Raw genomic sequence first — 22487 nt, 5'->3', positions numbered from 1 at the left:
TTGCCATGCACCGTCGCCACGATCTGGACACCCTGCGCATCGCCGCCTTCGCGTTGCTGATCCTCTACCACGCCGCCATGGCCTATGTGGCCGGCTGGGACTTCCACCTCAAGAGCGCCTACACCGCCGAATGGCTGCAGTGGCCGATGATCGCGCTGAACCGCTGGCGCATGCCGCTGCTGTTTGCCATCAGTGGTATCGCCTTGGGCCTTTCCCTGCCAGACCACGGGCGACTGCAGCACACGCTCCGCCGTAGCTGGCGCCTGCTGCTGCCCCTGGTCTTCGGTATCGTCGCGGTGGTGTCCCTGCAGGCCTACTGCGAGGCCTTGGACAAGGGTGACGTGGCACCGGGGCTGGGCCATTTCCTGTGGCGCTACTGGCAGTTCCGGCCGTGGCCGGGCGCGCACTTCAGTGGTGCCGCCTACGGCTTCACCTGGAATCATCTCTGGTACCTGGCCTACCTTCTGCCCTACACGGTGCTGGCGGTCGTGCTGGCCAGCCTGCTCCGACCATTGCGCAGGGCGCTGCCGCGCTGGCAACCCGGTGATCGCCTGCTGGGCACCCTGCTGCTGGCGCTGCCGGTAGCCTGGCTGGCCTGGTCCCTGCTGGTACTGATGCCGCGTTGGCCACCCACCCATGCCCTGCTGGACGACGTGTATGTGCATGCCGAGTCGCTGCCACTGTTCCTCGGCGGCTTCCTGGCGGCACGCTGGCAGCGCGGCTGGGATCTGCTGGTGCGCGGGCGTCGCCTGACCCTGGCCCTGGCGGTGCTGGGGCTCTGCCTGGAGCTGGGCATCCGCGCGCTGGCCCGCCTGCCGCATGTGAGCGATCTGGATGCGTGGGTGCTGGCACTGCCGTGGGCCCAGACCGAACGCGTCGGCCGCGCGTTGTATACGTGGTGCATGCTGCTGACGCTGTTCGGCTGGGCACGCGTGCTGCTGGACCGCCCCTGGCCCGGGCTGAACTACTGCCGCGAAGCCGTGTTCAGTTGGTACATCCTGCATCAGACTGTGCTGATCGTTCTGCTGTACGCGCTGCGCCCGCTGCAGCTGGGCCCGTGGCTGGAACCTGCACTACTGGTGGCTGGCACGATAAGCGGCTGCCTGCTGATCCACGAGCTGCTGATCCGCCGCTCGCGCTGGCTGCGGCCGCTGTTCGGCCTGCGTGCCGATCCGCCAGCGTCGCCGATTGCACGCGCCGCAACGGCGCGCTGAGTTCGGTGCCGTTGTAGAGCCGAGCCCACGCTCGGCTGCTTCTGCCGTGAGCCGAGGCTCGGCTCCACCTTGAGGCAGTCGAGCAAGCTCGACTCTACAAAAGCCCGGGATCGATCATTTCACCTCGAACTCGCCCACAAGCACGGTCTCGGCGCGGTCCTTCAGCCGCATCGTGACCATCTGGTCCTTCTGCTTCGGCGTGCCCCAGTGCGTGGTCAGCCGCAGCATCAGGGTCGTCGCACCGGTCACCAGCTGCTGGCGGCTGCCGAAGTAATTGGCCTCCACCTTGTACTTGCCGGGCTTGGCATTGCGCAGCGAGAACTGCTCGGGGCCATAGCCGCCGGTGAAGTCCTGCGACATCTGCCCGCCTTGGTAGGTCAGGCGGTTGCCGTAGTACGCGCGCTCGCCGTTCGGGTCGGTCACCCACAGGTCCATGTCGCTGTTGTCGGCATCCCACGACAGCACCACGCGCAGGTCCAGCGGCATCGCCTGCAGCAGGCGCGGGTCGATGCTGCGGGTATCCAGCCGTGGCGTGCTGCGTGCCACCAGGTTATTCAGCTCATCCAGCGCGATCAGGGCGATGCCGTCGAAGCGGTTGTCCCACGGCCGCACCACCACCTGATACAGCGGCGCCAACGCCTGCTGCGGCTTGCCCGCAGCCGCCAGTGCCAGGCCAAGATCGCGGAAGCTCTGCGGTTCTTCCTGGCCCATCGCCAGCACCTGCTCGAACACCGGCACCGCCAGCGCGGGGGCATCCGCCTGCATCAACCGGTAGCCGAGCACACGCAGCAGGTGGCGGTTGTCCAGGTCCATCTCGGCCAGGTTCGACAGCACGCGCAGTGCAAGTTCGCGCTGGCCCTGCTCCAGCAACAGATCGGCCACATCGAGGAAGAACGCGCTGCTGTCGGCATATGCATCGCGCTCGGCCAGGTAGCGGTCATACAGTTGCGACGCCGGGCCCTGGCGCAGCCGCCGGGCGATGGCCGAATCCGGCTGCCAGGCCGCCAGCTGGATGCCGAGCTCGCCCTCGTTGGCGGCAGCGGGCGCAGCGACACGACCACCAGTGACCGTGATTGAATCCAGGGCCTTGTTCGATGCGGACGCTGAGCGACGTGCGCGCGCGCTGCTGGCTTCCATACGCTGCTCGGCGGCTGCGGCCATCGGTGCCGGCGCGGGCGGTGCCGCGGGGGCCGGCGCAGCGAGCATCGCCACCGGCGCCGAGTCCATCGCGTAGTCCGCGGATGCAACTTCCAGCGCCCCGCCTTTCAACTGTGGAGGCGCTCCCTTCGGCCAGCTGCGGTTCCACCACTGCTGGCGCTCCTTCCAGCGTGCGGCAACCTGGTCCAGGCGCTGGCGATCGGCGGCGGCGCGATCGCTCACCTGCCGTGCGAAGCGGGCATCGTACTCGGCGCGCAGTTTGCCGGACGGGCGGATCGCGTAGCGCAGGTAGTCGTCCAGGGTTTCCAGCACGATCAGCGAGGTGTCCGGTCCGACCAGGCCGAACTGCTGCGACAGCAGTTGCATTGCCTCGCGGTTGCCTCGGCGGTCGGCGCCGAGTTGCTGCAGACGGGCCTGCGCCCACAAGCCGGCCAGCAGCTCACCGTCGTCACTCTTCTGCGTTGCCGGCAGCGCCTGCCATTCACCGCCGCCCACGCGCACCCGCATCGGCACGCCGTCCGCCGCAAGGCGGGCATGCAGCCATAGCCAGCCTTCGGCCTCGCTGCGACGATCGATCACAACATCCTGTACGCCACGGCCCGCATCGACCTGCACGTCCAACGGCGACGACAGCAGTTCGCGAGCGGCCGCATCAACATCCTTGCCCAGCGCGACAAAGCGACCGCCATGCGCTTCGCTCCAGCCGCGCAGGCGCACTACATCGGTTCGCGCACCAGCACTGCTGACCGCGAACAGGCGCTGCTGCGGTGCGAGTGCTGGCAGTGCTTCCGGTCCATAGGTCAGCAGGCCATCGCTGACCAGCAGGTATTCCTTCACGCTCGGTTGCGGCTGCCACTGCGCCAGCGCGCTGGCACCGTCAGGGCGTACGGCCTGCAGTGCTGCACGCAGCTCGCTCCAGTTGCCTGCACGGACACGGAAGCGACGCATCGGTTCGGCACGGTCACGCAGCACGGTCAATGCCACAGTGCCGTCACCCAGCGCTGCGAAATAGCGATCCAGCAAGGCGAACTCACGTGTGCGATCGCGCTGGCCCGCCGAACCGGAACCGTCCCACAGCAGGCCGATTTCGCTGGGAAGCGTGCGCGGCGTGCGGCTGACCGTCACCGGCAGCTGCGCCAGCAGGAAGTGACCATCCTGCCAGGGTGCCACCTGCACCTGTGCCTGACGTGCCGCCGGCAGGCTCCACTGCAGCTGCGCCGGCAACTGCGCGCCCCTGCCCTGCCACTGCAGCCGGCCTGCGTTGATACGGAACGGAGCCGTACCTGCGGTGGCCGCTTCCGGCGCCTGCAGCTTCAGCTCAACCGATGCAGCGCCAGCGGCGAACTGCAGCGGCAGCGTCCACTGCCAGCCCTGGCCGGCGAAGGCCAGCGGTTCGCGAATCACCAGCTGCACGCGTCGGCTGCCACCGGCCGGCAGCGGATAGATGCGCAGGCGGAACTGGTTGCCGGCGGTCTGTTCCAGCAGGCCCGGGTCGACACCGCGGCGGGCGATTTCCTCGAATACCTGGCGGCCACGGTCCTTGGGCACCGGCACGGCGTCACGCAGTTCACCGTTGATGTCCAGCGCGAAGCCCGTGATCTGCTGGCCATCGGCCAGCGGGAACTGCAGCTCGCCCTCCAGCACGCGCCGGTTCGGGTTATGGAATTCGAGGGTGATCCGGGTCTGGGCGACGCCGGCCTGGACCTCGCCTTCGATGCGGGCGCGCTGCAGTTGCACCGGCTGTTCGGCGGCGGGCGCAATCAACAGCGGGGTGGTGGCTTGCGGCCTGGCAATGCGTGGCGACTGAGCGCCGACAGGCCCGGCCGCGAGGGCCAGCAACAACACAGCGCAGCAACGGACGAAGACCATGACAGGGCTCCAGAGGGATCGTGGACATTTGAACGCACGGACAGCCGGAATGGGGTTGGACCGTGCGCGGCTTTTCTTTGCCCCCATCCACAGGCACCATGCCCCACGCTCCCACACGCGCAAGGATGCCGATGCGATTGCCCCTGCTGGCCACTCTGTTGGCACTGGCCTGCCCCCTGACGGCCCTTGCTGCGGCTCCGGCCAAAAGCCTGTATTTCCAGCACCACGACTGGGTCGTGGCCTGTGACAACACCTTGACCTGCCGCGCCGCCGGCTACGCCACCGACGATGACAGCACCCTGAGTGTGCTGCTCACCCGCAAGGGCGGCCCGGATCAGGCCATCCAGGGCCGCCTGACGCTGCAGCCGGAAGAAGGCCAGACCCAGCCCAAGGGCGCGCTGCATCTGCGCATCCAGCAACAGGACCTGGGTGTCCTTGCTCCCTTGAAGAGCGCAGGCAGGCACAGCTTGACTGCTGCGCAGACCAGCGCACTGCTTTACGCATTGGTGCGCGGCGGTGGAATCAGCGTGACCGATGGCGCTGGCCATCGCTGGCCGCTGTCGGACAAGGGTGCCGCGGCGGTACTGCTGAAGATCGATGAGTACCAGGGCCGCCTCGGCACGCCCGGCGCCGTGATGCGCAAGGGCAGCACGCCTGAATCCAGCGTCCCCGCCGCACTGCCGGTGCCGGTTGTGCGCAAGGCCGCTACCCTGGACTCAACTCCGGATGATCCCGCGTTTGCTCGGCTGGCCGCCTCACCCGCCCTGCGCGCAGCACTGCGCGCCACGCTGGAGGACGACAGCTGCGAAGGCCTGCAGGAAACTGATGCCGACGTTCCGCTCAGCAACTCCCCGCTGCAGGTCCGGCGCCTGGACGCGCAGCATGTGCTGGTCACGGTCCCGTGTTGGCGCGGGGCCTACAACATCGGCGATGGCTATTGGGTCGCCAGCCCGCAGGCGCCGTTCCAGGCGCAATGGGTGACCAGCGATGCGATCGACTACGCCGACGGCCAGATCATTGCCGCGCAGAAGGGCCGCGGCCTCGCTGACTGCATGTCGCACGCTGCCTGGACGTGGGACGGGACGAACTTCATCGCGACGTCCGAGGTGGCACCGGGTCTATGCCGGGGCGTGCCCGGTGGCACCTGGGAACTGCCGATGCTGGTCAGCGAGGTCCGCTGACGCCACAGAAAAAGGGGACGGAGGGGATTAAGTCGCAAGTGGCAAACAAGGCACAAGCAACTTAATCCCCTCCGTCCCCTTTTTTCATGCAGGGAGGCAGTGCTCGACGATCAGCTGGATGGCGCTGCCGCCACGATAGTCATCGCAGGCCAGCCGATAGGCCAGATGCACATGACGGCCGGGTGCGTTGCCGTGCCAGCCGCCGAAGTGGATCGCGTTGATCGTGCCGGGTACGCCTGGCAGGCGCAATTCAAGCTTGAGGTGGCGTTCCTTCAGGACGCGCCAGTTGGCCACTTCGAAGTGGCCGTCGAACAGCGGCTCGGGGAAGCCCTGGCCCCACGGTCCGGCAAGGCGCAACGCATCGGCGTGGCGATGGTCCAGCTCGTCGGCGGCCAGTTCGCCGTCGCTGAGAACCTGCTGCTGCAATGCCGCGGGGTCGAGCATCTCCAGCACCACGGCGATGAAGGCGGTCTTGAAGTCATCGACGTGATCCAGCCGCATGCTCAGGCCAGCCGCCATGGCATGCCCACCGAAACGTTCGATCAGTCCCGGGTGGCGCGCATCGACCAGCGCCAGTGCGTCACGGATGTGCAGGCCGGGAATCGAGCGCGCCGAACCACGCAGGGTGTCGGCACCGGGTTCGGCCGGCGCGAAGGCGATCACCGGGCGATGCAGGCGATCCTTCATCTTCGACGCGACCAGGCCGACCACGCCCGGGTGCCAATCGGCGTCGAACAGGCAGGCCGCCACCGGTCGCTGGCCGGCCATGTCCAGCACCACGCGGGTCAACGCCTGCTCGGCGTCGTCAGTCATCGACTGCTGCACGGCGCGCCGTTCCGAATTGATCTGCTCCAGCGTCTGCGCGATCTCGCGCGCCTGGCGCGGGTCTTCGGTCAGCAGCAGCGCGATGCCCAGCGCCATGTCTTCCAGCCGGCCCGCCGCGTTCAGGCGTGGGCCGAGTGCGAAACCAATATCGGTGGCCGTCAGTCGCGTGGCGTCACGGCCGCTCGCTTCGATCAGCGCACGCAGGCCGACACAGCCCTGCCCCGCGCGCAGCCGGCGCAGGCCCGCGCTGACCAGTGCACGGTTGTTCGGATCCAGCGCCACCAGGTCGGCGACGGTGCCGACCGCCACCAGGTCCAGCAGCGTGGTCAGGTCAGGCCCCTTGCCATCGGCAAAGACACCGGCCTCGCGCATCTGCCGGCGCAACGCCATCAGCACGTAGAAGATCACGCCGACACCGGCCAGCGATTTGCTGGGGAAGGCATCGCCATCCAGATTCGGATCAACGATGACATCGGCCGGCGGCAGCTGCGGGCCGGGAAGATGATGGTCGGTGACCAGCACCTGCCAGCCACGCGCCTTGGCCTCAGTCACACCCGCATGGCAGGCAATGCCGTGGTCGACCGTGACCAGCAGGTCCGGCTGCAGCTCGGCCAGCTCCTCCACCAGCGACGGCGACAGGCCGTAGCCGTGCACCATGCGGTTCGGCACCGCGTGGAAGACATGCCGTGCGCCAAGCATGCGCAGACCGCGTACGCCGACCGCACAGGCGGTGGCGCCATCGCAGTCGAAATCGCCGACCACCAGGATGCGCTTGTCGTTGGCGATGGCTTCGACCAGCAGGCTCACTGCATCGTCGACGCCGGTCAGCAGCTCGGGCGCATGCAGGCTGCCCAGCTTCGGCAGCGCCAGTTCGGGTGTGCCTGCACCACGACTGGCGTAAAGCCGCGCCAGCAGCGGCAGCGTGCCCTCCGGCCAGCTGCCGGGCGCGACCGCATCGCGGCGGCGGATCATCGGCGTATCAGAGGAGGAATGCGCAGCATCGGCGGCAAGGGACATCGGCATCGCCGGTTACGAAAGACAGAGGGATGATACCGCGCGTGGGAGAGGCTGGCGGGATTGCGCCCGGCTCCTGCGGTAGTGCCGGCCGCTGGCCGGCAACCCCGGCAAACGTCCAGGGTCAGAGCCGTTTTCCGATGGAAAACGGATCCGATCCCGCTCAATCGTGAAGCTGCCGCGGCTTTTTCCAGAACTGCCAGCGCTGGCCACGATCCAGCTGGAACTGCAGGCCATCCTCGAAATCCAGCACCAGTCGCTGCAGCTCGCCGCGTTTCAGCGCGGCCAGCAGTGGCCGGATCGCATCATTGCCGAGCTGCTGCAGGGAGCGCAGCTGGCGCAGGTCGACCAGTGCATCCACCGCCTGCTCGCCATCCACGGCCACGCCCGCCGCCAGAGCCAGGCCCTGCAGCAGGGCATCACGACTGCGCACCTGCGCATGCGCCGTGCTGACCGACACTGGCATCACGCCGCCACCCCAGAACCACAGCGAATTGATCGGCTGTTGTCCCTGCGCGGCGCGCTGCTGGTTCCAGGAATGGTTGTGCAGCAGCACCTGCGCTTCGGTCATGAGCGCCCGCCAACGGCGGCCACCCTCGCCTTCCGGCAGGTGCGAGAACAGGTCATCGCCCAGCACCTCGTCCGGACTGTCGAAGTCCGGCAGGGTCAGGTCGATCGGAAGCCGCAGGTACCAGCGCGAAGGGTCCGGTGCGTCGAGCACGAACCCGGCATCGGCGAACAACGGCTGCAGCACCGGCAGCAGGGCCAGGCAGTCGGCCAGGGTCGGCCGCAACGTTTCGCCGTAGGCCATCATCCGCGCGCCGTGCATGTCCGGCACCATGCAGGCCGGATCGGCACGCAGCCAGCACGCGCCGGCAGCATCGCCGACGTCACGCTGGCGGCTCAGTGCGGCCACCGGCCAGTGCGGCGCGGCGACCGTGAAATGGCGCTGCAGCTGTGCCCGCTCGCCGGCTTCGAACTGCGAGGCGTTGGCGCGGCCCAGGGCACGCGCCACGTCATCAGGCAGCGCAGCCGCGGCAAAGCGGCTGCGCGCGGGCAACAGCAGGGTCGCCGTTGCCACCGGGTCAGTCCACGTAGCTGACGCTGACGATCTCGTACTCGCGCTGGCCGGCCGGGGCGTCGATCACGATCGAATCGCCTTCCAGCTTGCCGATCATCGCGCGCGCCACCGGCGAAGAGATGGCGATCAGGCCCAGCTTGATGTCCGCTTCCAGGTCACCGACGATCTGGTACTTCTTCTCTTCGTCGGTTTCCACGTCGGCCAGGGTCACGCTGGCGCCGAACACCACCTTCGAGCCGGCATTGAGCTTGCTCACGTCGATGATCTCGGCGTGCGACAGCTCGCCTTCCAGCTGCTTGATGCGGCCTTCGATGAAGCCCTGCTCCTCGCGCGCGGCGTGGTACTCGGCATTTTCCTTCAGGTCGCCATGCTCACGCGCTTCGGCGATGGCCGCAATGACCTTCGGGCGCTTGACCGACTTCAGGTGATCCAGTTCGTCGCGCAGCTTCTGCGCGCCCTTCATCGTGATGGGGGCTCTCATGCATTCAACTCCTTGTGCAGCTCCTGCAGCGACCAGACGGGGCCGGTGCCGCGGAATTCCAGTGAATCCACCAGCGCCTTGGCGCCGGCAATGGTGGTCGAGTAGGTGACGCGATGCTGCAGCGCCTCGCGACGGATCGAGAACGAGTCGTTGATCGCCGAACGACCTTCGGTCGTGTTGACGATGTAGACGATCTCGCCGTTCTTGATCGAGTCGACGATGTGCGGACGGCCTTCGACCACCTTGTTGATGATCTCGCAGTCCATGCCGTGCTGCTGCAGCCACGCGGCGGTGCCACGGGTGGCGACCAGGCTGTAGCCACGCGCCAGCAGCGCCTTGGCCACCGGCAGAACGCGCTTCTTGTCCGGATCGCGGACCGAGACGAAGGCCTTGCCGACCGGCGGTGCCTTGATGCCACCGGCTTCCTGCGCACGCGCGAAGGCAGCGTTGAAGGTGCGGCCGACGCCCATCACCTCACCGGTGGAGCGCATCTCCGGCCCGAGGATCGGGTCGACGCCCTGGAACTTGGCGAACGGGAAGATCGCCTCCTTCACCGAGTAGTAGTCCGGCACGATTTCCTTGGTCGCGCCCTGCTCGGCCAGGGTCTTGCCGGCCATGCAGCGGGCGGCGATCTTGGCCAGCGGCATGCCGGTGGCCTTGGACACGAACGGCACGGTGCGCGAAGCACGCGGGTTCACTTCCAGCAGGTAGATGGTGTCGGCACCTTCATCGCTGGTCTGGATCGCGAACTGGGTGTTCATCAGGCCGACCACGTTCAGGGCCTTGGCCAGTTCCACCACCTGGCGACGCAGCTCGGCCTGGGTTTCAGCCGACAGCGAGTACGGCGGCAGCGAGCACGAGGAATCGCCCGAGTGCACGCCGGCTTCTTCGATGTGCTCCATCACGCCGCCGATCAGGACGTTGCCCTGGGCATCGGCAATGATGTCGACGTCGCACTCCACGGCATTGTCGAGGAAGCGGTCCAGCAGCACCGGCGAATCGTTGGACACCTTCACCGCGTCGCGCACGTAGCGGGCCAGGTCGGCTTCGCCGTAGACGATTTCCATCGCACGGCCGCCCAGCACGTAGCTCGGGCGCACCACCAGCGGGTAGCCGATCTCGCGGGCCAGCAGCAGGGCTTCCTGGTCGTTGCGGGCGATGCGGTTCGGCGGCTGCTTCAGGCCCAGCTTGTCGACCAGCTGCTGGAAGCGCTCACGGTCTTCGGCCAGGTCGATGGAGTCCGGGCTGGTGCCGATCACCGGCACGCCGTTGGCTTCCAGCGCGCGCGCCAGCTTCAGCGGGGTCTGGCCGCCGTACTGCACGATCACGCCCTTCGGCTGTTCCAGTTCGACGATTTCCAGCACGTCTTCCAGGGTCAGCGGTTCGAAGTACAGGCGGTCGGAGGTGTCGTAGTCGGTCGACACGGTTTCCGGGTTGCAGTTGACCATGATGGTTTCATAGCCATCCTCGCGCAGCGCCAGTGCCGCGTGCACGCAGCAGTAGTCGAACTCGATGCCCTGGCCGATGCGGTTCGGGCCACCACCCAGGATCATGATCTTGTCGCGGTTGCTCGGCGCGGCCTCGCACTCGTCCTCGTAGGTCGAGTACAGGTAGGCGGTGCCGGTGGAGAACTCACCGGCGCAGGAATCCACGCGCTTGTAGACCGGGCGCACCTTGTGCGCACGACGCAGCGCGCGGATGGCGGCTTCGTTGGTGCCGGTCAGCTGCGCCAGGCGCGCGTCGGAGAAGCCAGCGCGCTTCAGCTTGCGCAGGCGGGCGGCGTCCAGCGCGTCGATGCCACCGGCAGCGACGTCGGCTTCGGCCGCGATGATTTCCTCGATCTGGTCCAGGAACCAGTGATCGATGAACGACAGTGCGTAGATCTCTTCCACGCTCATGCCGGCACGGAACGCATCGGCGACGAAGAACAGGCGCTCCGGGCCCGGGGCCTTCAGCTCGCGGCGCAGGGTCTGCAGGTCTTCTTCATTGCTCAGGTCCAGGCCGGTCGGGTCGAAGCCGACCTTGCCGGTTTCCAGGCCACGCAGCGCCTTCTGCACCGACTCCTGGAAGGTACGGCCCATCGCCATCACCTCGCCCACCGACTTCATCTGGGTGGTCAGGCGGGCGTCGGCAGCCGGGAACTTCTCGAAAGCGAAACGCGGGATCTTGGTGACGACGTAGTCGATCGACGGCTCGAACGAGGCCGGGGTCAGGCCACCGGTGATTTCGTTCTTCAGTTCGTCCAGGGTGTATCCCACGGCCAGCTTGGCGGCGACCTTGGCGATCGGGAAGCCGGTGGCCTTGGAGGCCAGCGCCGAGGAACGCGACACGCGCGGGTTCATCTCGATGACGACCACGCGGCCGGTCTTCGGGTTGATGCCGAACTGCACGTTCGAGCCACCGGTATCGACGCCGATCTTGCGCAGCACGGCGATGGAGGCATCGCGCAGGCGCTGGTACTCCTTGTCGGTCAGGGTCTGCGCCGGCGCCACGGTAATCGAGTCACCGGTGTGCACGCCCATCGGGTCCAGGTTCTCGATCGAGCAGACGATGATGCAGTTGTCCGCGGTATCGCGGACCACTTCCATCTCGAACTCCTTCCAGCCCAGCACCGACTCTTCCACCAGCACTTCGGTGGTCGGCGACAGTTCCAGGCCGCGGCTGACGATCTCGACCAGCTCTTCGCGGTTGTAGGCGATGCCGCCACCGCTGCCGCCCAGGGTGAAGCTGGGGCGGATGATGGTCGGGTATCCGACGCGGGTCTGGATTTCCAGCGCTTCGTCCAGGGTATGGGCGACAGCGGCGGTCGGGCATTCCAGGCCGATCTCACCCATGGCGACGCGGAACAGCTCGCGGTCTTCGGCCATGCGGATCGCTTCGCGTTTGGCGCCGATCAGCTCGACGTTGTACTTCTCCAGCACGCCGTTGTCGGCCAGGTCCAGCGCGCAGTTCAACGCGGTCTGGCCACCCATGGTCGGCAGCAGCGCATCGGGCTTTTCCTTGGCGATGATCTTCTCGACCGTCTGCCAGTTGATCGGCTCGATGTAGACGGCGTCGGCCATCTCCGGGTCGGTCATGATCGTGGCCGGGTTGCTGTTGACCAGCACCACGCGGTAACCCTCGTCACGCAGGGCCTTGCAGGCCTGGGCGCCGGAGTAGTCGAACTCGCAGGCCTGGCCGATGACGATCGGGCCAGCACCGATGATGAGGATGGTCTTGAGGTCAGTGCGCTTGGGCATTTTCTTCTCTAAGTCAGTACAGCGTGACAAGGGGGGTGATCGCACGCTGTCGATCAGGAATCTTGATCCGCAGCGCCGCGCCAGCGGCAGCAGCGTTGCGGGGTTTACGGTCCATCGCGACGCCACCGGGGGGCCGGCGGCGTACTGATCACGCCTTGGCCTGCTCCATCAGCACCACGAAGCGGTCGAACAGCGGACCGACATCGGTCGGGCCCGGCGACGCTTCCGGGTGGCCCTGGAACGAGAACGCCGGCACGTCGGTGCGGGCGACACCCTGGTTGGTGCCATCGAACAGCGAGCGGTGGGTCACGCGCAGGGTCGCCGGCAGGGTCGCTTCATCGATCGCGAAGCCGTGGTTCTGCGAGGTGATCATCACCCGGCCGCTGTCCAGGTCCTGCACCGGGTGATTGGCACCGTGGTGGCCGTGGCCCATCTTCATGGTCTGTGCGCCCGAGGCCAGGCCCAGCAGCTGGTGGCCCAGGCAGATGCCGAAGGTCGGGATCTTCACGTCGATGAAGGTCTTGATCGCTTCGATGGCGTAGTCGCACGGTTCCGGGTCACCCGGGCCATTGGACAGGAACACGCCATCCGGCTTCAGCGCCAGCACTTCGGCGGCCGGGGTCTGTGCCGGCACCACGGTCACTTCGCAGCCACGCTCGGCCAGCATGCGCAGGATGTTGGTCTTCACGCCGAAATCGTAGGCCACGACCTTGTACTTGGCCGGCACGCTGACGAAGGCGTTGGCATCCAGGTCCAGCTGGCCCTCGGTCCAGACGTAGGTCTTCTCGGTAGTGACGACCTTGGCCAGATCCATGCCCTTCAGCCCCGGGAACTTGCGGGCGGCTTCCAGTGCCTTTTCCACGTCGATGTCACCGGCCATCAGCGCACCGTTCTGCGCGCCCTTCTCGCGCAGGATGCGGGTCAGCTTGCGGGTGTCGATACCGGCGATGGCGACCACGCCGCGCTGGATCAGCCAGTCCTGCAGCGACACCTGGCTGCGCCAGTTGCTGGGACGGCGGGGAACATCGCGCACGATCAGGCCGGCCGACCACACCTTGGACGCTTCATTGTCCTGGTCGGTCATGCCGGTGTTACCGATATGCGGATAGGTCAGCGTGACCATCTGCCGGGCGTAGGACGGGTCGGTCAGCACTTCCTGGTAGCCGGTCATGGCGGTGTTGAACACCACCTCACCGACGGACAGGCCGGGCGCGCCTACGGATTCGCCCTCGAATACGGTGCCGTCTTCGAGGACGAGGATTGCGGCTTGGGTCACGGGAATCTCACTTTGGCTACCGAGGGGGCTGCCGAAGTCACGCCTGCGCTTCACGGAAATCCGGTTGCAAAAAAGCGCGGACGTGCGGTCTGGGACCGGTCCGGCTTTCGTGATTCGGCGAGTGCGAATTGTAGCGCTGCCGGGGCGCTCGCGCCAGCGGTTATCGCACTTCATGAACAGGCGATTGCGCATTCATTTCAATCCGGCGGCGTATGCGGGCCGCCATGACCCTGGTAGACGCCAACCTTGGTTGGCGCTTCCCGGAAAGCCTGCCAACCAAGGTTGGCATCTACCATCGGCCTGGACCGTTACCGGGGGCCGTCCAGCAGGTCCCGCACCCGGTAGCTGCCCGGGGCGCGGCCCTGCAGCTGGCGGGCGGCAAACAGGGCGCCGCGGGCGAAGATGTCGCGGTTGGTGGCCCGGTGCACCAGCTCGATGCGCTCACCCAGGCCGGTGAACTGCACCAGATGCTCGCCGACGATGTCACCGGCACGCAGGCTGGCGTAATGCGGCTCCGCCCCGCCCCGCTGCGCGGCCGCGCCCAGGGTCAGCGCGGTGCCCGACGGCGCGTCCTTCTTCTGCGTGTGGTGCGATTCGACGATGTCACAGTCCCAGCCGGCCAGCGCCTGCGCCGCGCGCTCGACCAGCTCGTCCAGTACCGCCACGCCCAGGCTGAAATTCGACGCCCAGACCAGCGGGATGGACGCCGCCGCGGCCTCCAGCGCCTGCCGCTGTGTGCTGGAGATGCCAGTAGTGCCCGAGACCAGGCCCGCACCCCGCTCCACGCACAGCGCCAGCATCGGGTCGAAGCCCTCCGGCAGGCTGAAGTCGATCGCCACATCGAACACCGGCGCGCCAGGCAGTTCGCTGGCGCCGAAGAACGGCACGCCGTCGACCACGCGCTGTGCCGGCGCACGGCCGGTCACTGCAGCCACGATCTGCAGGGTTTCGGGATGTTCGGCGGCCAGCCGCAGCAGGGCCTGGCCCATGCGCCCGGAGGCACCGTGAATGAGCAATCGCAGGGGAGTCTGGTTCATGCCTGCAGGCTAGCGGCAGCACGCCCGCTCCGGCAAGCGCCATCGCTGCTACGCTGCATGCCCTTTCATGCAATGGATGGCAGCTCCTTCATGCAGATCAGCGAACAGCTGGTGCTGGTCACTGGCGCCGGTCGCGGCCTTGGCCAGCACATCGCCCGCGCCTTCGCCGCCCAGGGCGCCCGCGTCATCATCAACTACCACCGCAGCGAGGCCGGCGCACGCGCGCTGGCCAGCGAGCTGGGTGGCCAGGCGATCGCGCTGCCGGCCGATGTCACCGACCGCGCCCAGGTCGATGCGATGCTGCAGCACGCGCTGGCCCACTTCGGCCAAGGTGTCACCACCGTGGTCAACAACGCGCTGGCCGCTTTCTCGTTCAATGGCGATGCCCGCGACGGCGCCGCGGAAATCGGTTGGCCGGCATTCCAGGCGCAGTTCGAGGGCAGCGTGCATGGCGCGCTGAACACCGTGCAGGCCGCCCTGCCCGGTATGCAGGCCCGCCGCTTCGGCCGTGTGATCAACATCGGCACCAACCTGTTCCAGAACCCGGTGGTGCCCTACCACGACTACACCGCCGCCAAGGCCGCACTGCTGTCGCTGACCCGCACCCTGGCCGGCGACCTCGGCCCGCACGGCATCACCGTCAACATGCTGTCCGGCGGCCTGCTGCGCACCACCGATGCCAGCGCCGCCACACCCGAAGCGGTATTCGACTACATCGCCGCCAACACCCCACTGCGCAGCGTCACCACCCCGACCGAATTCGCCGATGCCGCGCTGTTCTTCGCCAGCCCGTGGTCACGCGCGGTGACCGGCCAGAACCTGGTGGTGGATGGCGGACTGGTGCGGGACTGAGCCGATGCGCATCTCCGAGGTCAGCCGCCTGACCGGTGCCAGCGCCAAGGCCATCCGACTGTACGAGGCGCGCGGCCTGCTGCCGCCGGTGCCACGACTGAACCGCTACCGCGACTACAGCGAACAGGACGTGGCCTGGGTGCAGCTGATCCGCCAGGCGCTGGGGCTGGGTATCACGCTGGCGGCAATCTCGCGCCTGCAGGGCCGCGACGGGCGGCTCGACTGGCAGGCAGTGCTGACCCTGCTTGAGCAGCAGCGCAGCCGCATTGCCAGCGAGCGGGCACGGCTGGCGCAGGTCGAGCTCGACCTGCAGCAGGTCAGCGACGAACTGCAGCAGTGGCTGCTCTCCGGCAGCAATGACTGCGTGCTGGAACCCAGCGGCTGCACGACCCAGGCTTGACTCTGCCCTTGGGGCAGACCGCAGCCTCGCGCACTTTCCATTGCCCGAGGTTGCCGTGTCCCGTTCCATCCTGATCCTGCTCGGCCATCCCGACCGCGACAGCCTGTGCGGCGCGCTCGCCCAGCGCTATGCCACGGCCGCCGAGAACGCCGGCCACCGGGTGCGCCTGATCGCACTGGGCGACCTTGAATTCGACCCGGTGCTGCGACACGGCTACCGCCAGATCCAGCCACTGGAAGCCGATCTGCAGGATGCCGCCGATGCGATTGAAGCCTGCGATCATCTGGTCCTGGTCTACCCCACCTGGTGGGGCGCGATGCCGGCCCTGCTGAAGGGCTTCTTCGACCGCGTGCTGTTGCCGGGGTACGCCTTCCGCTACCGGCGCGATTCGGTGTGGTGGGACCGGCTGCTGGCCGGGCGCAGCGCACGGGTGATCACCACGCTGGATACGCCGCCCTGGTACTACCGCTGGATCTACCGCGACCCGGGCATCACCCAGATCCGCGCCCCCCTCCTGGAATTCTGCGGCATCCGCCCTGTGCGGGTCAGCCGTCTCGGTGCGGTGCGCAGCAGTACCCCAGCACAACGCAGCAAGTGGCTGGCGTTGGCAGCAGAGCTGGGTTCACGCGCCAGGTAGATCCACGCCATGCGTGGATGAAATGCCGGCCACATTCCATGTGTCGCGTTTGCCAATTGACCGCCAGGCACCGCGCCTCAAGGCTGTAGGCACTTCTTACGGCCCAGGCAAAGCCCATGAAATCCTCGACTGTCTTCAGCAAGTGCGCCAGGAAGACCGGCTTTTCCGGCACGTCGACGACCCGCTACCGCTTGCTGGATGCCGCCCTGCTTGTCGTCAATCACCAACGCGCCAGCGAAAGCCGGGGCTTCTATGTGAATGCCGGGCTCTACTTTCCAGAACTGCTCGCGTATCCCCTCGCGCCTGACGACCTTGAAACCGCCTTCAGATACCGCTCCAGCATTCCCACGCCTCATGTCGACTGGCGGATCGAAGAGACGCCCGGCCTGCGCCGGGCTTTTATCCAGCAGGATCTGGATGATCTGCTGGAGGCCGGCAATCGCGATGGGATGAAATGCCTGCTGCTCGATGCCCTTGCCGACGTGGCGGGCTTCGCGACAACCCATGGAAACAGGGAGTCGGTGCGGCGATTGAATCAGGACGGAAGTTTCCGCGCGATCATCCGTAGAGAGGTTTGAATCCAGCCGAGGTCCGGTAGATCCACGCCATGCGTGGCGGCCATGCGTGGCGGCCATGCGTGGCGGAAAACCCACAGTAGATCCACGCCATGCGTGGATGAAGCCCGCAAGCGTGCGAACCAAGGTTCGCACCCACCAGGGCAGGAAAAGCAGCGTCAGTGCTGCTTCGGCGGCGTCGGCCCGCAGCTGTCGCAACCGCCACAGGCACCACCACCGCCCGTCGCCGGCGGCGCGATTTTCCGCCCCAGCGCCTGCAGCCAGGCAGCGCGGCCCGGCTTCAGCAGGGCCAGCGCCAGCGCCCCGCGCAGCCTGCGCACGGTGCCGGGGAACTGCTTCTTCAGCACCACCCAGGCACTGACCAGCACGGCCACCGCGATGATCAGGTACTGCAGCAGCAGGCCGGTATCCATCAGCCGCCTCCCAGTGCCTTGGTCACCTGGTAGGTGATCAGCGCCGCCACGTAGGCCGCCGCGAACAGGTAGAACGCAGCGAAGCCCATCTGCTTCCACGAGTTGGTCTCGCGCTTGATGGTGGCCAGCGTCGAGATGCACATCGGGGCATAGATGTACCAGACCAGCAGCGACAGTGCGGTGGCCAGCGACCAGCCATCGCTGATCAGCGGGGTCAGCGCCTGGCTGGCGGCATCGTCATCGGCTGCGGACAGCGCGTACACGGTCGCCAGCGAGGACACCGCCACTTCGCGCGCGGCCAGGCCCGGAATCAGCGCAATGCAGATCTGCCAGTTGAAGCCCAGCGGCGCGAAGAACACCGCCATCGCATGGCCGATCTGGCCCGCATAGCTGTAATCGATGGCCGGCATGGTGGCGCCGACCGGCGCCGCCGGGAACGACAGCAGCACCCACAGCAGGATGGTCAGCGCCAGGATGATGCCGCCGACACGCTTGAGGAAGATCATGCCGCGCTCGTACAGGCCGACCGCCAGGTCGCGCACGTGCGGCAGGCGGTATGACGGCAGCTCCAGCATCAGCGGGTGCTCGCTCTTGTCGCGGCGCCACTTCTTCATGATCCACGACATCGCCAGCGCACTGAGGATGCCCGCCGCGTACAGGCCGAACAGCACCAGGCCCTGCTGGTTGAACACGCCCCACACCGTCTTCTGCGGAATGAATGCACCGATCAGCAGCGCGTACACGGGCAGCCGCGCCGAGCAGGTCATCAACGGCGCCACCAGGATCGTGGCCAGGCGGTCACGCGGGTCCTGGATGCTGCGCGTGGACATGATGCCCGGCACCGCGCAGGCGAAGCTGGACAGCAGCGGGATGAACGAGCGGCCGGACAGGCCGGCGGCGGCCATCATGCGGTCGAGCAGGAACGCCGCACGCGGCAGGTAGCCGGATTCCTCCAGCACCAGGATGAAGAAGAACAGGATCAGGATCTGCGGCAGGAACACCACCACGCCACCCACACCGGCGATGATGCCGTCAGTCAGCAGGCTGGCCAGCGGGCCTTCCGGCAGCACGCTGCCGACGAAGGCACCAAGCCAGGCGAAACCGGCCTCGATGCCGTCCATCAACGGTGTCGCCCAGGCATACACCGCCTGGAAGATCAGGAACATCACCACCGCCAGGCTGATCAGGCCGAACACCGGGTGCAGCAGCCAGCGGTCCAGCGCGTCGTCGACTTTGGCGGTCCGTGCCGGCATGCGCACGGCCACTGACAGGATCTCGCGCACCTTGGCGTGGTAGTCGATGCCACCTTCCGGGCCCGGCACCGGCGCATCCAGGTGCGGCACCATCGCATCGAGGCGCTCGACCAGGGCCTTGGCGCCCTGCTTGCGCACCGCCACGGTTTCCACCACCGGCACGCCCAGCTCGCGCTCCAGCGCGGCCACGTCCACCTGGATGCCACGGCGCTGGGCCGCATCGACCATGTTCAGCGCAACCACCATCGGCTTGCCCAGCTCGCGCAGTTCCAGCGCGAAGCGCAGGTGCAGACGCAGGTTGGTGGCGTCGATCACGCACAGCAGCACGTCCGGTGCAGCCTCGCCCGGGTAGAAGCCCCGGCACAGGTCACGGGTGATCGCCTCGTCCAGGCTGGCCGGGTGCAGGCTGTAGGCACCGGGCAGGTCGAGTACGGCGAACTCGCGGCCGGACGGCGCGCGCAGGCGGCCTTCCTTGCGCTCAACGGTGACGCCGGTGTAGTTGGCAACCTTCTGCCGGCTGCCGGTCAGCTGGTTGAACAGCGCGGTCTTGCCACTGTTGGGGTTACCGACCAGCGCAATGCGCAGGGGCGCGGTAGAAGTTGCAGCGGTCATGCGCGACGCTCCTGGCGGTTGGCGTCGACCACGACGCGCTTGGCTTCACTGATCCGCAGCGCAAACCGGGTGAACCCGACCTGCACCAGCAGCGGCTCGCCACCGACCGGGCCCTTGGCCACCAGGCGCACTTCCTCGCCCTTCACGAAACCCAGCTCGCGCAGGCGACGGGCGATGGCATCGTTGGCATGGAGGTCCTGCACGGACTCGACCACGGCCGAGGCGTGCAGCGGCAGTTCGGACAGCGTCATCTAGCGCATTCTCTGCTGGATGTAAATGGTTCTCGATTCTAACATTCCCGCGTCGCGTCATGGCCCATGACCAATGGCCCGCTATGATCCATACAGGTATGGAGTGACCCTGGAATCCCATGAACGATGCTTTGCAGATCGAGCGCAGCGGCGCCGTCCTCACCCTCTGGCTGAACCGGCCCGAGCTGCACAATGCCTTTGACGCCGGCTTGATAGCGCGGCTGACCGCCGCCCTCGAAGCCGCCGGACGCGACGACGCGGTGCGCGCGGTAGTGGTGGCCGGCCACGGCGCCTCCTTCTCGGCCGGCGCCGACATGCAGTGGATGCGTGGCATGGCCGCCGCCAGCGAGGCCGACAACCGCGAGGACTCGCTGGCCCTGGCGCGGCTGATGCGCACCCTGGACGAGCTGCCCAAGCCGACCCTGGCCCGGGTCCACGGCGCGGCCTTCGGTGGCGGCGTCGGCCTGGTCGCCTGCTGCGACATCGCCATCGCCAGCACCGCGGCCCGCTTCGGCCTGACCGAAAGCCGGCTCGGCCTGCTGCCGGCGGTGATCTCGCCCTACGTGATCGAGGCCATCGGCCCGCGCCAGGCCCGTCGCTGGTTCGCCACCGGCGAGCATTTCGACGCCGAGACTGCGCTGCGCATCGGCCTGGTCCACCAGCTGGTCGAGCCGGAACGCCTGGACGAGGCCGTGCAGCGCCAGCTGGCCCTGCTCGACAAGGCCGGCCCGATCGCTTCTTCCAGCGCCAAGCAGCTGGTGCGGCAGGTGCGTGACAGCCATGACCGCGATGCCCTGGATCGCGATAATGCCGCCCTGATCGCGCGCCTGCGGGTGTCCGCCGAGGGCCAGGAAGGCCTGGGCGCCTTCCTCGACAAGCGCGCGCCCCACTGGGTCACGGAAGCCTGAACATGCTCGATCATCTTGGTTTGACCAGCGCCGACCTGGCGCGCAGCAAGACCTTCTTCCTGCAGGCGCTGGCGCCGCTGCAGATCGGCGTGGTGATGGAAGTCACCGCCGAACAGACCGGCGCGCACGACCACATCGGCTTCGGCAGCGAGGGCAAGCCGTTCTTCTGGCTCGGCAATGGCGGCACCGCCAGCCACGGCGTGCACGTGGCCTTCGCCTGCGCCAGCCGCACCCAGGTGGACGCCTTCCATGCCGCTGCCCTCGCCGCCGGCGGTCGCGACAACGGCGCGCCGGGCCTGCGCCCGTGGTACCACCCCGACTACTACGGCGCCTTCGTGCTCGACCCGGATGGCAACAACATCGAGGCGGTCTGCCACCGCCCTGCCGACGAGGTGGCCGCATGAGCGACTACGTCCGCATCGTCGAGGTCGGCCCGCGTGACGGTCTGCAGAACGAAAAGCAGTCGGTGTCCACCGCCGACAAGATCGAACTGATCAACCGCCTGTCGGCCACCGGCCTGCGCAGCATCGAGGCGACCAGCTTCGTCAGCCCGAAGTGGATCCCGCAGCTGGCCGATGCCGCCGAGGTCTACGCCGGCATCCAGCGCCGGGCCGGCATCCACTACCCGGTGCTGGTACCGAACGAACAGGGCTACGACCGCGCCCGTGCGGTGGGCGTGGAGGAAGTGGCGGTGTTCACCGCCGCTTCGGAGGCGTTCAACCGCACCAACACCAATGCCGGCATCGACGAATCGCTGGCCCGGTTCGAGCCGATCCTGCGCCGCGCCGCCGCCGATGGCGTGCGCGTGCGCGGTTACGTGTCCACCGTACTCGGCTGCCCTTACCAGGGCGAGGTGCCACTGGCCGACGTGGTGCGGGTGGCGCGCGCCCTGCACCAGATGGGCTGTTACGAAATCTCGCTGGGCGACACCATCGGCGTCGGCACCCCGCGCAAGGCACGGGCGATGCTACAGGCGGTTGCCGCCGAGATTCCAATGGCGGCACTGGCCGTGCACTTCCACGACACCTACGGCCAGGCCATTGCCAACATCGCCACCTGCCTGGAAGAAGGCGTGCGCGTGGTTGACAGCGCGGTGTCCGGCGCCGGTGGCTGCCCGTATGCCAAGGGCGCCAGCGGCAACGTCGCCAGCGAGGATGTGGTCTACCTGCTGCAGGGCCTGGGCCTGGACAGCGGCGTAGACCTGCCGGCACTGGCCGAGACCGGCCGCTGGCTGGCCGGTCTGCTCGGCCGCGCCACTGCCAGCCGCACCGGCCAGGCACTGGCCGCCGCCGGCTGACCGCTGCACTGCGCCGCCCTGCACCGGCGGCGCAGTGCACAACAGCGGCGGTCACGGCTTCCGTTAGAATCGGCGGTTCTCGAACCTGCAGGACCGTTCAATGCAGCTGTCTTCCGTACGTGCCGTGATCACTGGCGGCGTCTCCGGCCTCGGCCTGGCCGTGGCCCAGCACCTCGTCGCCCAGGGCGGCAAGGTGGCCCTGTTCGACCTCAACGACGACAAGGGCGCAGCCGCCGTTGCCGGGCTGGGTGCCGACAAGGCCCGCTATTTCAACGTCAACGTCAGCGATGAAGCGGCCGTTTCGGCAGCCATCGACCAGGCCCACGATTTCCTCGGCGGCCTGAACGTGGCGATGAACTGCGCCGGCATCCTCGGCGCTGGCCGCGTGCTGGGCAAGGAAGGCCCGATGCCGCTGGCCGGCTTCCAGGGCACGGTGATGGTCAACCTGGTCGGCAGCTTCAACGTTGCAAAGGCCGCGGCCAACCGCATGCAGCACAACGAGGCCGGCACCGACGGCGAGCGCGGCGTGATCATCAACACCGCCAGCATCGCCGCCTATGAAGGCCAGATTGGCCAGGCCGCGTATGCCGCCAGCAAGGGCGGCGTGGTGTCGATGACGCTGCCGATGGCGCGCGAACTGTCGCGCTTCGGCATCCGCGTCAATACGATTGCTCCAGGCGTGTTCTGGACGCCGATGGTCGACGGCATGCCCGAGGCGGTGCAGCAGTCGCTGGCCGCGTCGATCCCGTTCCCGTCGCGCCTGGGCAAGCCGGAAGACTTCGCCAGCCTGGTCGGCTTCATCCTCGGCAACACCTACCTCAATGGCGAGACCATCCGCCTGGACGGCGCTACCCGCCTCGCTCCGAAGTGATTCCCCCCGGGCGCCGGGACGGCGCCCTCCCCCAACGACCTAG

Annotated in this window: 20 protein-coding genes; 10 read left to right on the top strand and 10 right to left on the bottom strand. The window is 67.7% G+C overall.

Annotated elements, in window-relative coordinates:
- Nucleotides 1-5 precede the first annotated feature (5 nt).
- The gene (locus ABE423_RS05495; protein ID WP_125895374.1) at nucleotides 6-1214 is read left to right on the top strand and encodes an acyltransferase family protein; all 1209 of its coding nucleotides are present in this window, start codon (nucleotides 6-8) and stop codon (nucleotides 1212-1214) included.
- 114 nt (nucleotides 1215-1328) lie between these two features.
- On the opposite strand, the gene ABE423_RS05490 is transcribed toward ABE423_RS05495, so the two are convergent.
- The gene (locus ABE423_RS05490; RefSeq protein WP_346485299.1) at nucleotides 1329-4241 is read right to left on the bottom strand and encodes a VIT domain-containing protein; all 2913 of its coding nucleotides are present in this window, start codon (nucleotides 4239-4241) and stop codon (nucleotides 1329-1331) included.
- Nucleotides 4242-4372: 131 nt separating this feature from the next.
- On the opposite strand from ABE423_RS05490, the gene ABE423_RS05485 reads away from it, so the two are divergent.
- Nucleotides 4373-5422 (top strand): DUF1176 domain-containing protein, encoded by a 1050-nt coding sequence (locus tag ABE423_RS05485; protein ID WP_346485298.1) that lies wholly within the window; start codon nucleotides 4373-4375, stop codon nucleotides 5420-5422.
- An 84-nt stretch (nucleotides 5423-5506) separates the two neighbouring features.
- On the opposite strand, the gene recJ is transcribed toward ABE423_RS05485, so the two are convergent.
- From recJ to ABE423_RS05455, 6 genes are all read right to left on the bottom strand, one after another.
- Nucleotides 5507-7264: a single-stranded-DNA-specific exonuclease RecJ gene (gene recJ, locus ABE423_RS05480; protein ID WP_346485296.1), complete on the bottom strand. Its 1758-nt coding sequence runs from the start codon at nucleotides 7262-7264 to the stop codon at nucleotides 5507-5509.
- 160 nt (nucleotides 7265-7424) lie between these two features.
- On the bottom strand, nucleotides 7425-8342 hold the full coding sequence (locus tag ABE423_RS05475) for a phosphoglycerate mutase (protein WP_346485294.1): 918 nt from the start codon (nucleotides 8340-8342) through the stop codon (nucleotides 7425-7427).
- A 4-nt stretch (nucleotides 8343-8346) separates the two neighbouring features.
- Nucleotides 8347-8811 (bottom strand): transcription elongation factor GreA, encoded by a 465-nt coding sequence (greA, locus tag ABE423_RS05470; protein ID WP_026347191.1) that lies wholly within the window; start codon nucleotides 8809-8811, stop codon nucleotides 8347-8349.
- A gap of 8 nt (nucleotides 8812-8819) precedes the next feature.
- A complete protein-coding gene (carB, locus tag ABE423_RS05465) occupies nucleotides 8820-12062 on the bottom strand; it encodes a carbamoyl-phosphate synthase large subunit (RefSeq protein WP_071229307.1) in 3243 nt (1080 codons plus the stop codon).
- Nucleotides 12063-12210: 148 nt separating this feature from the next.
- The gene (gene carA / locus ABE423_RS05460; RefSeq protein WP_125895379.1) at nucleotides 12211-13338 is read right to left on the bottom strand and encodes a glutamine-hydrolyzing carbamoyl-phosphate synthase small subunit; all 1128 of its coding nucleotides are present in this window, start codon (nucleotides 13336-13338) and stop codon (nucleotides 12211-12213) included.
- 308 nt (nucleotides 13339-13646) lie between these two features.
- Nucleotides 13647-14327: a dihydrodipicolinate reductase C-terminal domain-containing protein gene (locus ABE423_RS05455; protein ID WP_346485321.1), complete on the bottom strand. Its 681-nt coding sequence runs from the start codon at nucleotides 14325-14327 to the stop codon at nucleotides 13647-13649.
- Nucleotides 14328-14447: 120 nt separating this feature from the next.
- Here ABE423_RS05455 and ABE423_RS05450 point away from each other — a divergent pair, with 120 nt between their 5' ends.
- The 4 genes from ABE423_RS05450 to ABE423_RS05435 all read left to right on the top strand — a co-directional run bounded on the left by ABE423_RS05450 (nucleotide 14448) and on the right by ABE423_RS05435 (nucleotide 16842).
- Entirely contained in the window at nucleotides 14448-15227 is a 780-nt protein-coding gene (locus ABE423_RS05450; RefSeq protein ID WP_253144554.1) for a 3-oxoacyl-ACP reductase, read from the top strand.
- 4 nt (nucleotides 15228-15231) lie between these two features.
- A complete protein-coding gene (locus ABE423_RS05445; protein WP_032128795.1) occupies nucleotides 15232-15627 on the top strand; it encodes a MerR family transcriptional regulator in 396 nt (131 codons plus the stop codon).
- A gap of 55 nt (nucleotides 15628-15682) precedes the next feature.
- Entirely contained in the window at nucleotides 15683-16264 is a 582-nt protein-coding gene (locus tag ABE423_RS05440; RefSeq protein ID WP_253144514.1) for an NAD(P)H-dependent oxidoreductase, read from the top strand.
- 116 nt (nucleotides 16265-16380) lie between these two features.
- Nucleotides 16381-16842, top strand: a complete 462-nt coding sequence (locus ABE423_RS05435; protein WP_346485290.1) for a DUF4304 domain-containing protein — start codon at nucleotides 16381-16383, stop codon at nucleotides 16840-16842.
- 155 nt (nucleotides 16843-16997) lie between these two features.
- On the opposite strand, the gene ABE423_RS05430 is transcribed toward ABE423_RS05435, so the two are convergent.
- Genes ABE423_RS05430 through ABE423_RS05420 form a run of 3 tightly spaced genes read right to left on the bottom strand, consistent with a single transcriptional unit; the run spans nucleotide 16998 to nucleotide 19368 of the window.
- Nucleotides 16998-17252, bottom strand: coding sequence for a DUF6587 family protein (locus tag ABE423_RS05430; protein ID WP_253144509.1), 255 nt, complete (start codon nucleotides 17250-17252; stop codon nucleotides 16998-17000).
- Nucleotides 17252-19117, bottom strand: a complete 1866-nt coding sequence (locus ABE423_RS05425; RefSeq protein WP_346485288.1) for a ferrous iron transporter B — start codon at nucleotides 19115-19117, stop codon at nucleotides 17252-17254. Before ABE423_RS05425 ends, ABE423_RS05430 begins: the two co-directional genes overlap by 1 nt.
- Entirely contained in the window at nucleotides 19114-19368 is a 255-nt protein-coding gene (locus tag ABE423_RS05420) for a FeoA family protein (RefSeq protein ID WP_032128790.1), read from the bottom strand. The genes ABE423_RS05425 and ABE423_RS05420 overlap by 4 nt, the downstream gene beginning before the upstream one ends.
- Nucleotides 19369-19487: 119 nt before the next feature.
- Between ABE423_RS05420 and ABE423_RS05415 the strand changes: the two genes are divergently transcribed.
- The 4 genes from ABE423_RS05415 to ABE423_RS05400 all read left to right on the top strand — a co-directional run bounded on the left by ABE423_RS05415 (nucleotide 19488) and on the right by ABE423_RS05400 (nucleotide 22444).
- Nucleotides 19488-20276 carry an enoyl-CoA hydratase-related protein gene (locus tag ABE423_RS05415; protein ID WP_107432688.1) on the top strand — a complete coding sequence of 263 codons (789 nt, stop codon included), beginning with the start codon at nucleotides 19488-19490 and terminating at the stop codon, nucleotides 20274-20276.
- Nucleotides 20277-20278: 2 nt separating this feature from the next.
- Nucleotides 20279-20680 (top strand): VOC family protein, encoded by a 402-nt coding sequence (locus tag ABE423_RS05410; RefSeq protein WP_132810027.1) that lies wholly within the window; start codon nucleotides 20279-20281, stop codon nucleotides 20678-20680.
- Nucleotides 20677-21573, top strand: coding sequence for a hydroxymethylglutaryl-CoA lyase (locus tag ABE423_RS05405; RefSeq protein ID WP_049400129.1), 897 nt, complete (start codon nucleotides 20677-20679; stop codon nucleotides 21571-21573). The genes ABE423_RS05410 and ABE423_RS05405 overlap by 4 nt, the downstream gene beginning before the upstream one ends.
- 100 nt (nucleotides 21574-21673) lie before the next feature.
- On the top strand, nucleotides 21674-22444 hold the full coding sequence (locus tag ABE423_RS05400; RefSeq protein ID WP_049457458.1) for an SDR family NAD(P)-dependent oxidoreductase: 771 nt from the start codon (nucleotides 21674-21676) through the stop codon (nucleotides 22442-22444).
- Nucleotides 22445-22487 lie beyond the last annotated feature (43 nt).

The organism is Stenotrophomonas sp. TWI1409, from assembly GCF_039673015.1.
In the GTDB taxonomy this organism is placed as follows: domain Bacteria; phylum Pseudomonadota; class Gammaproteobacteria; order Xanthomonadales; family Xanthomonadaceae; genus Stenotrophomonas; species Stenotrophomonas maltophilia_A.
The sequence above is the reverse complement of the archived record's forward strand: the minus strand, read 5'-3'. Positions and strand labels throughout refer to the sequence as shown.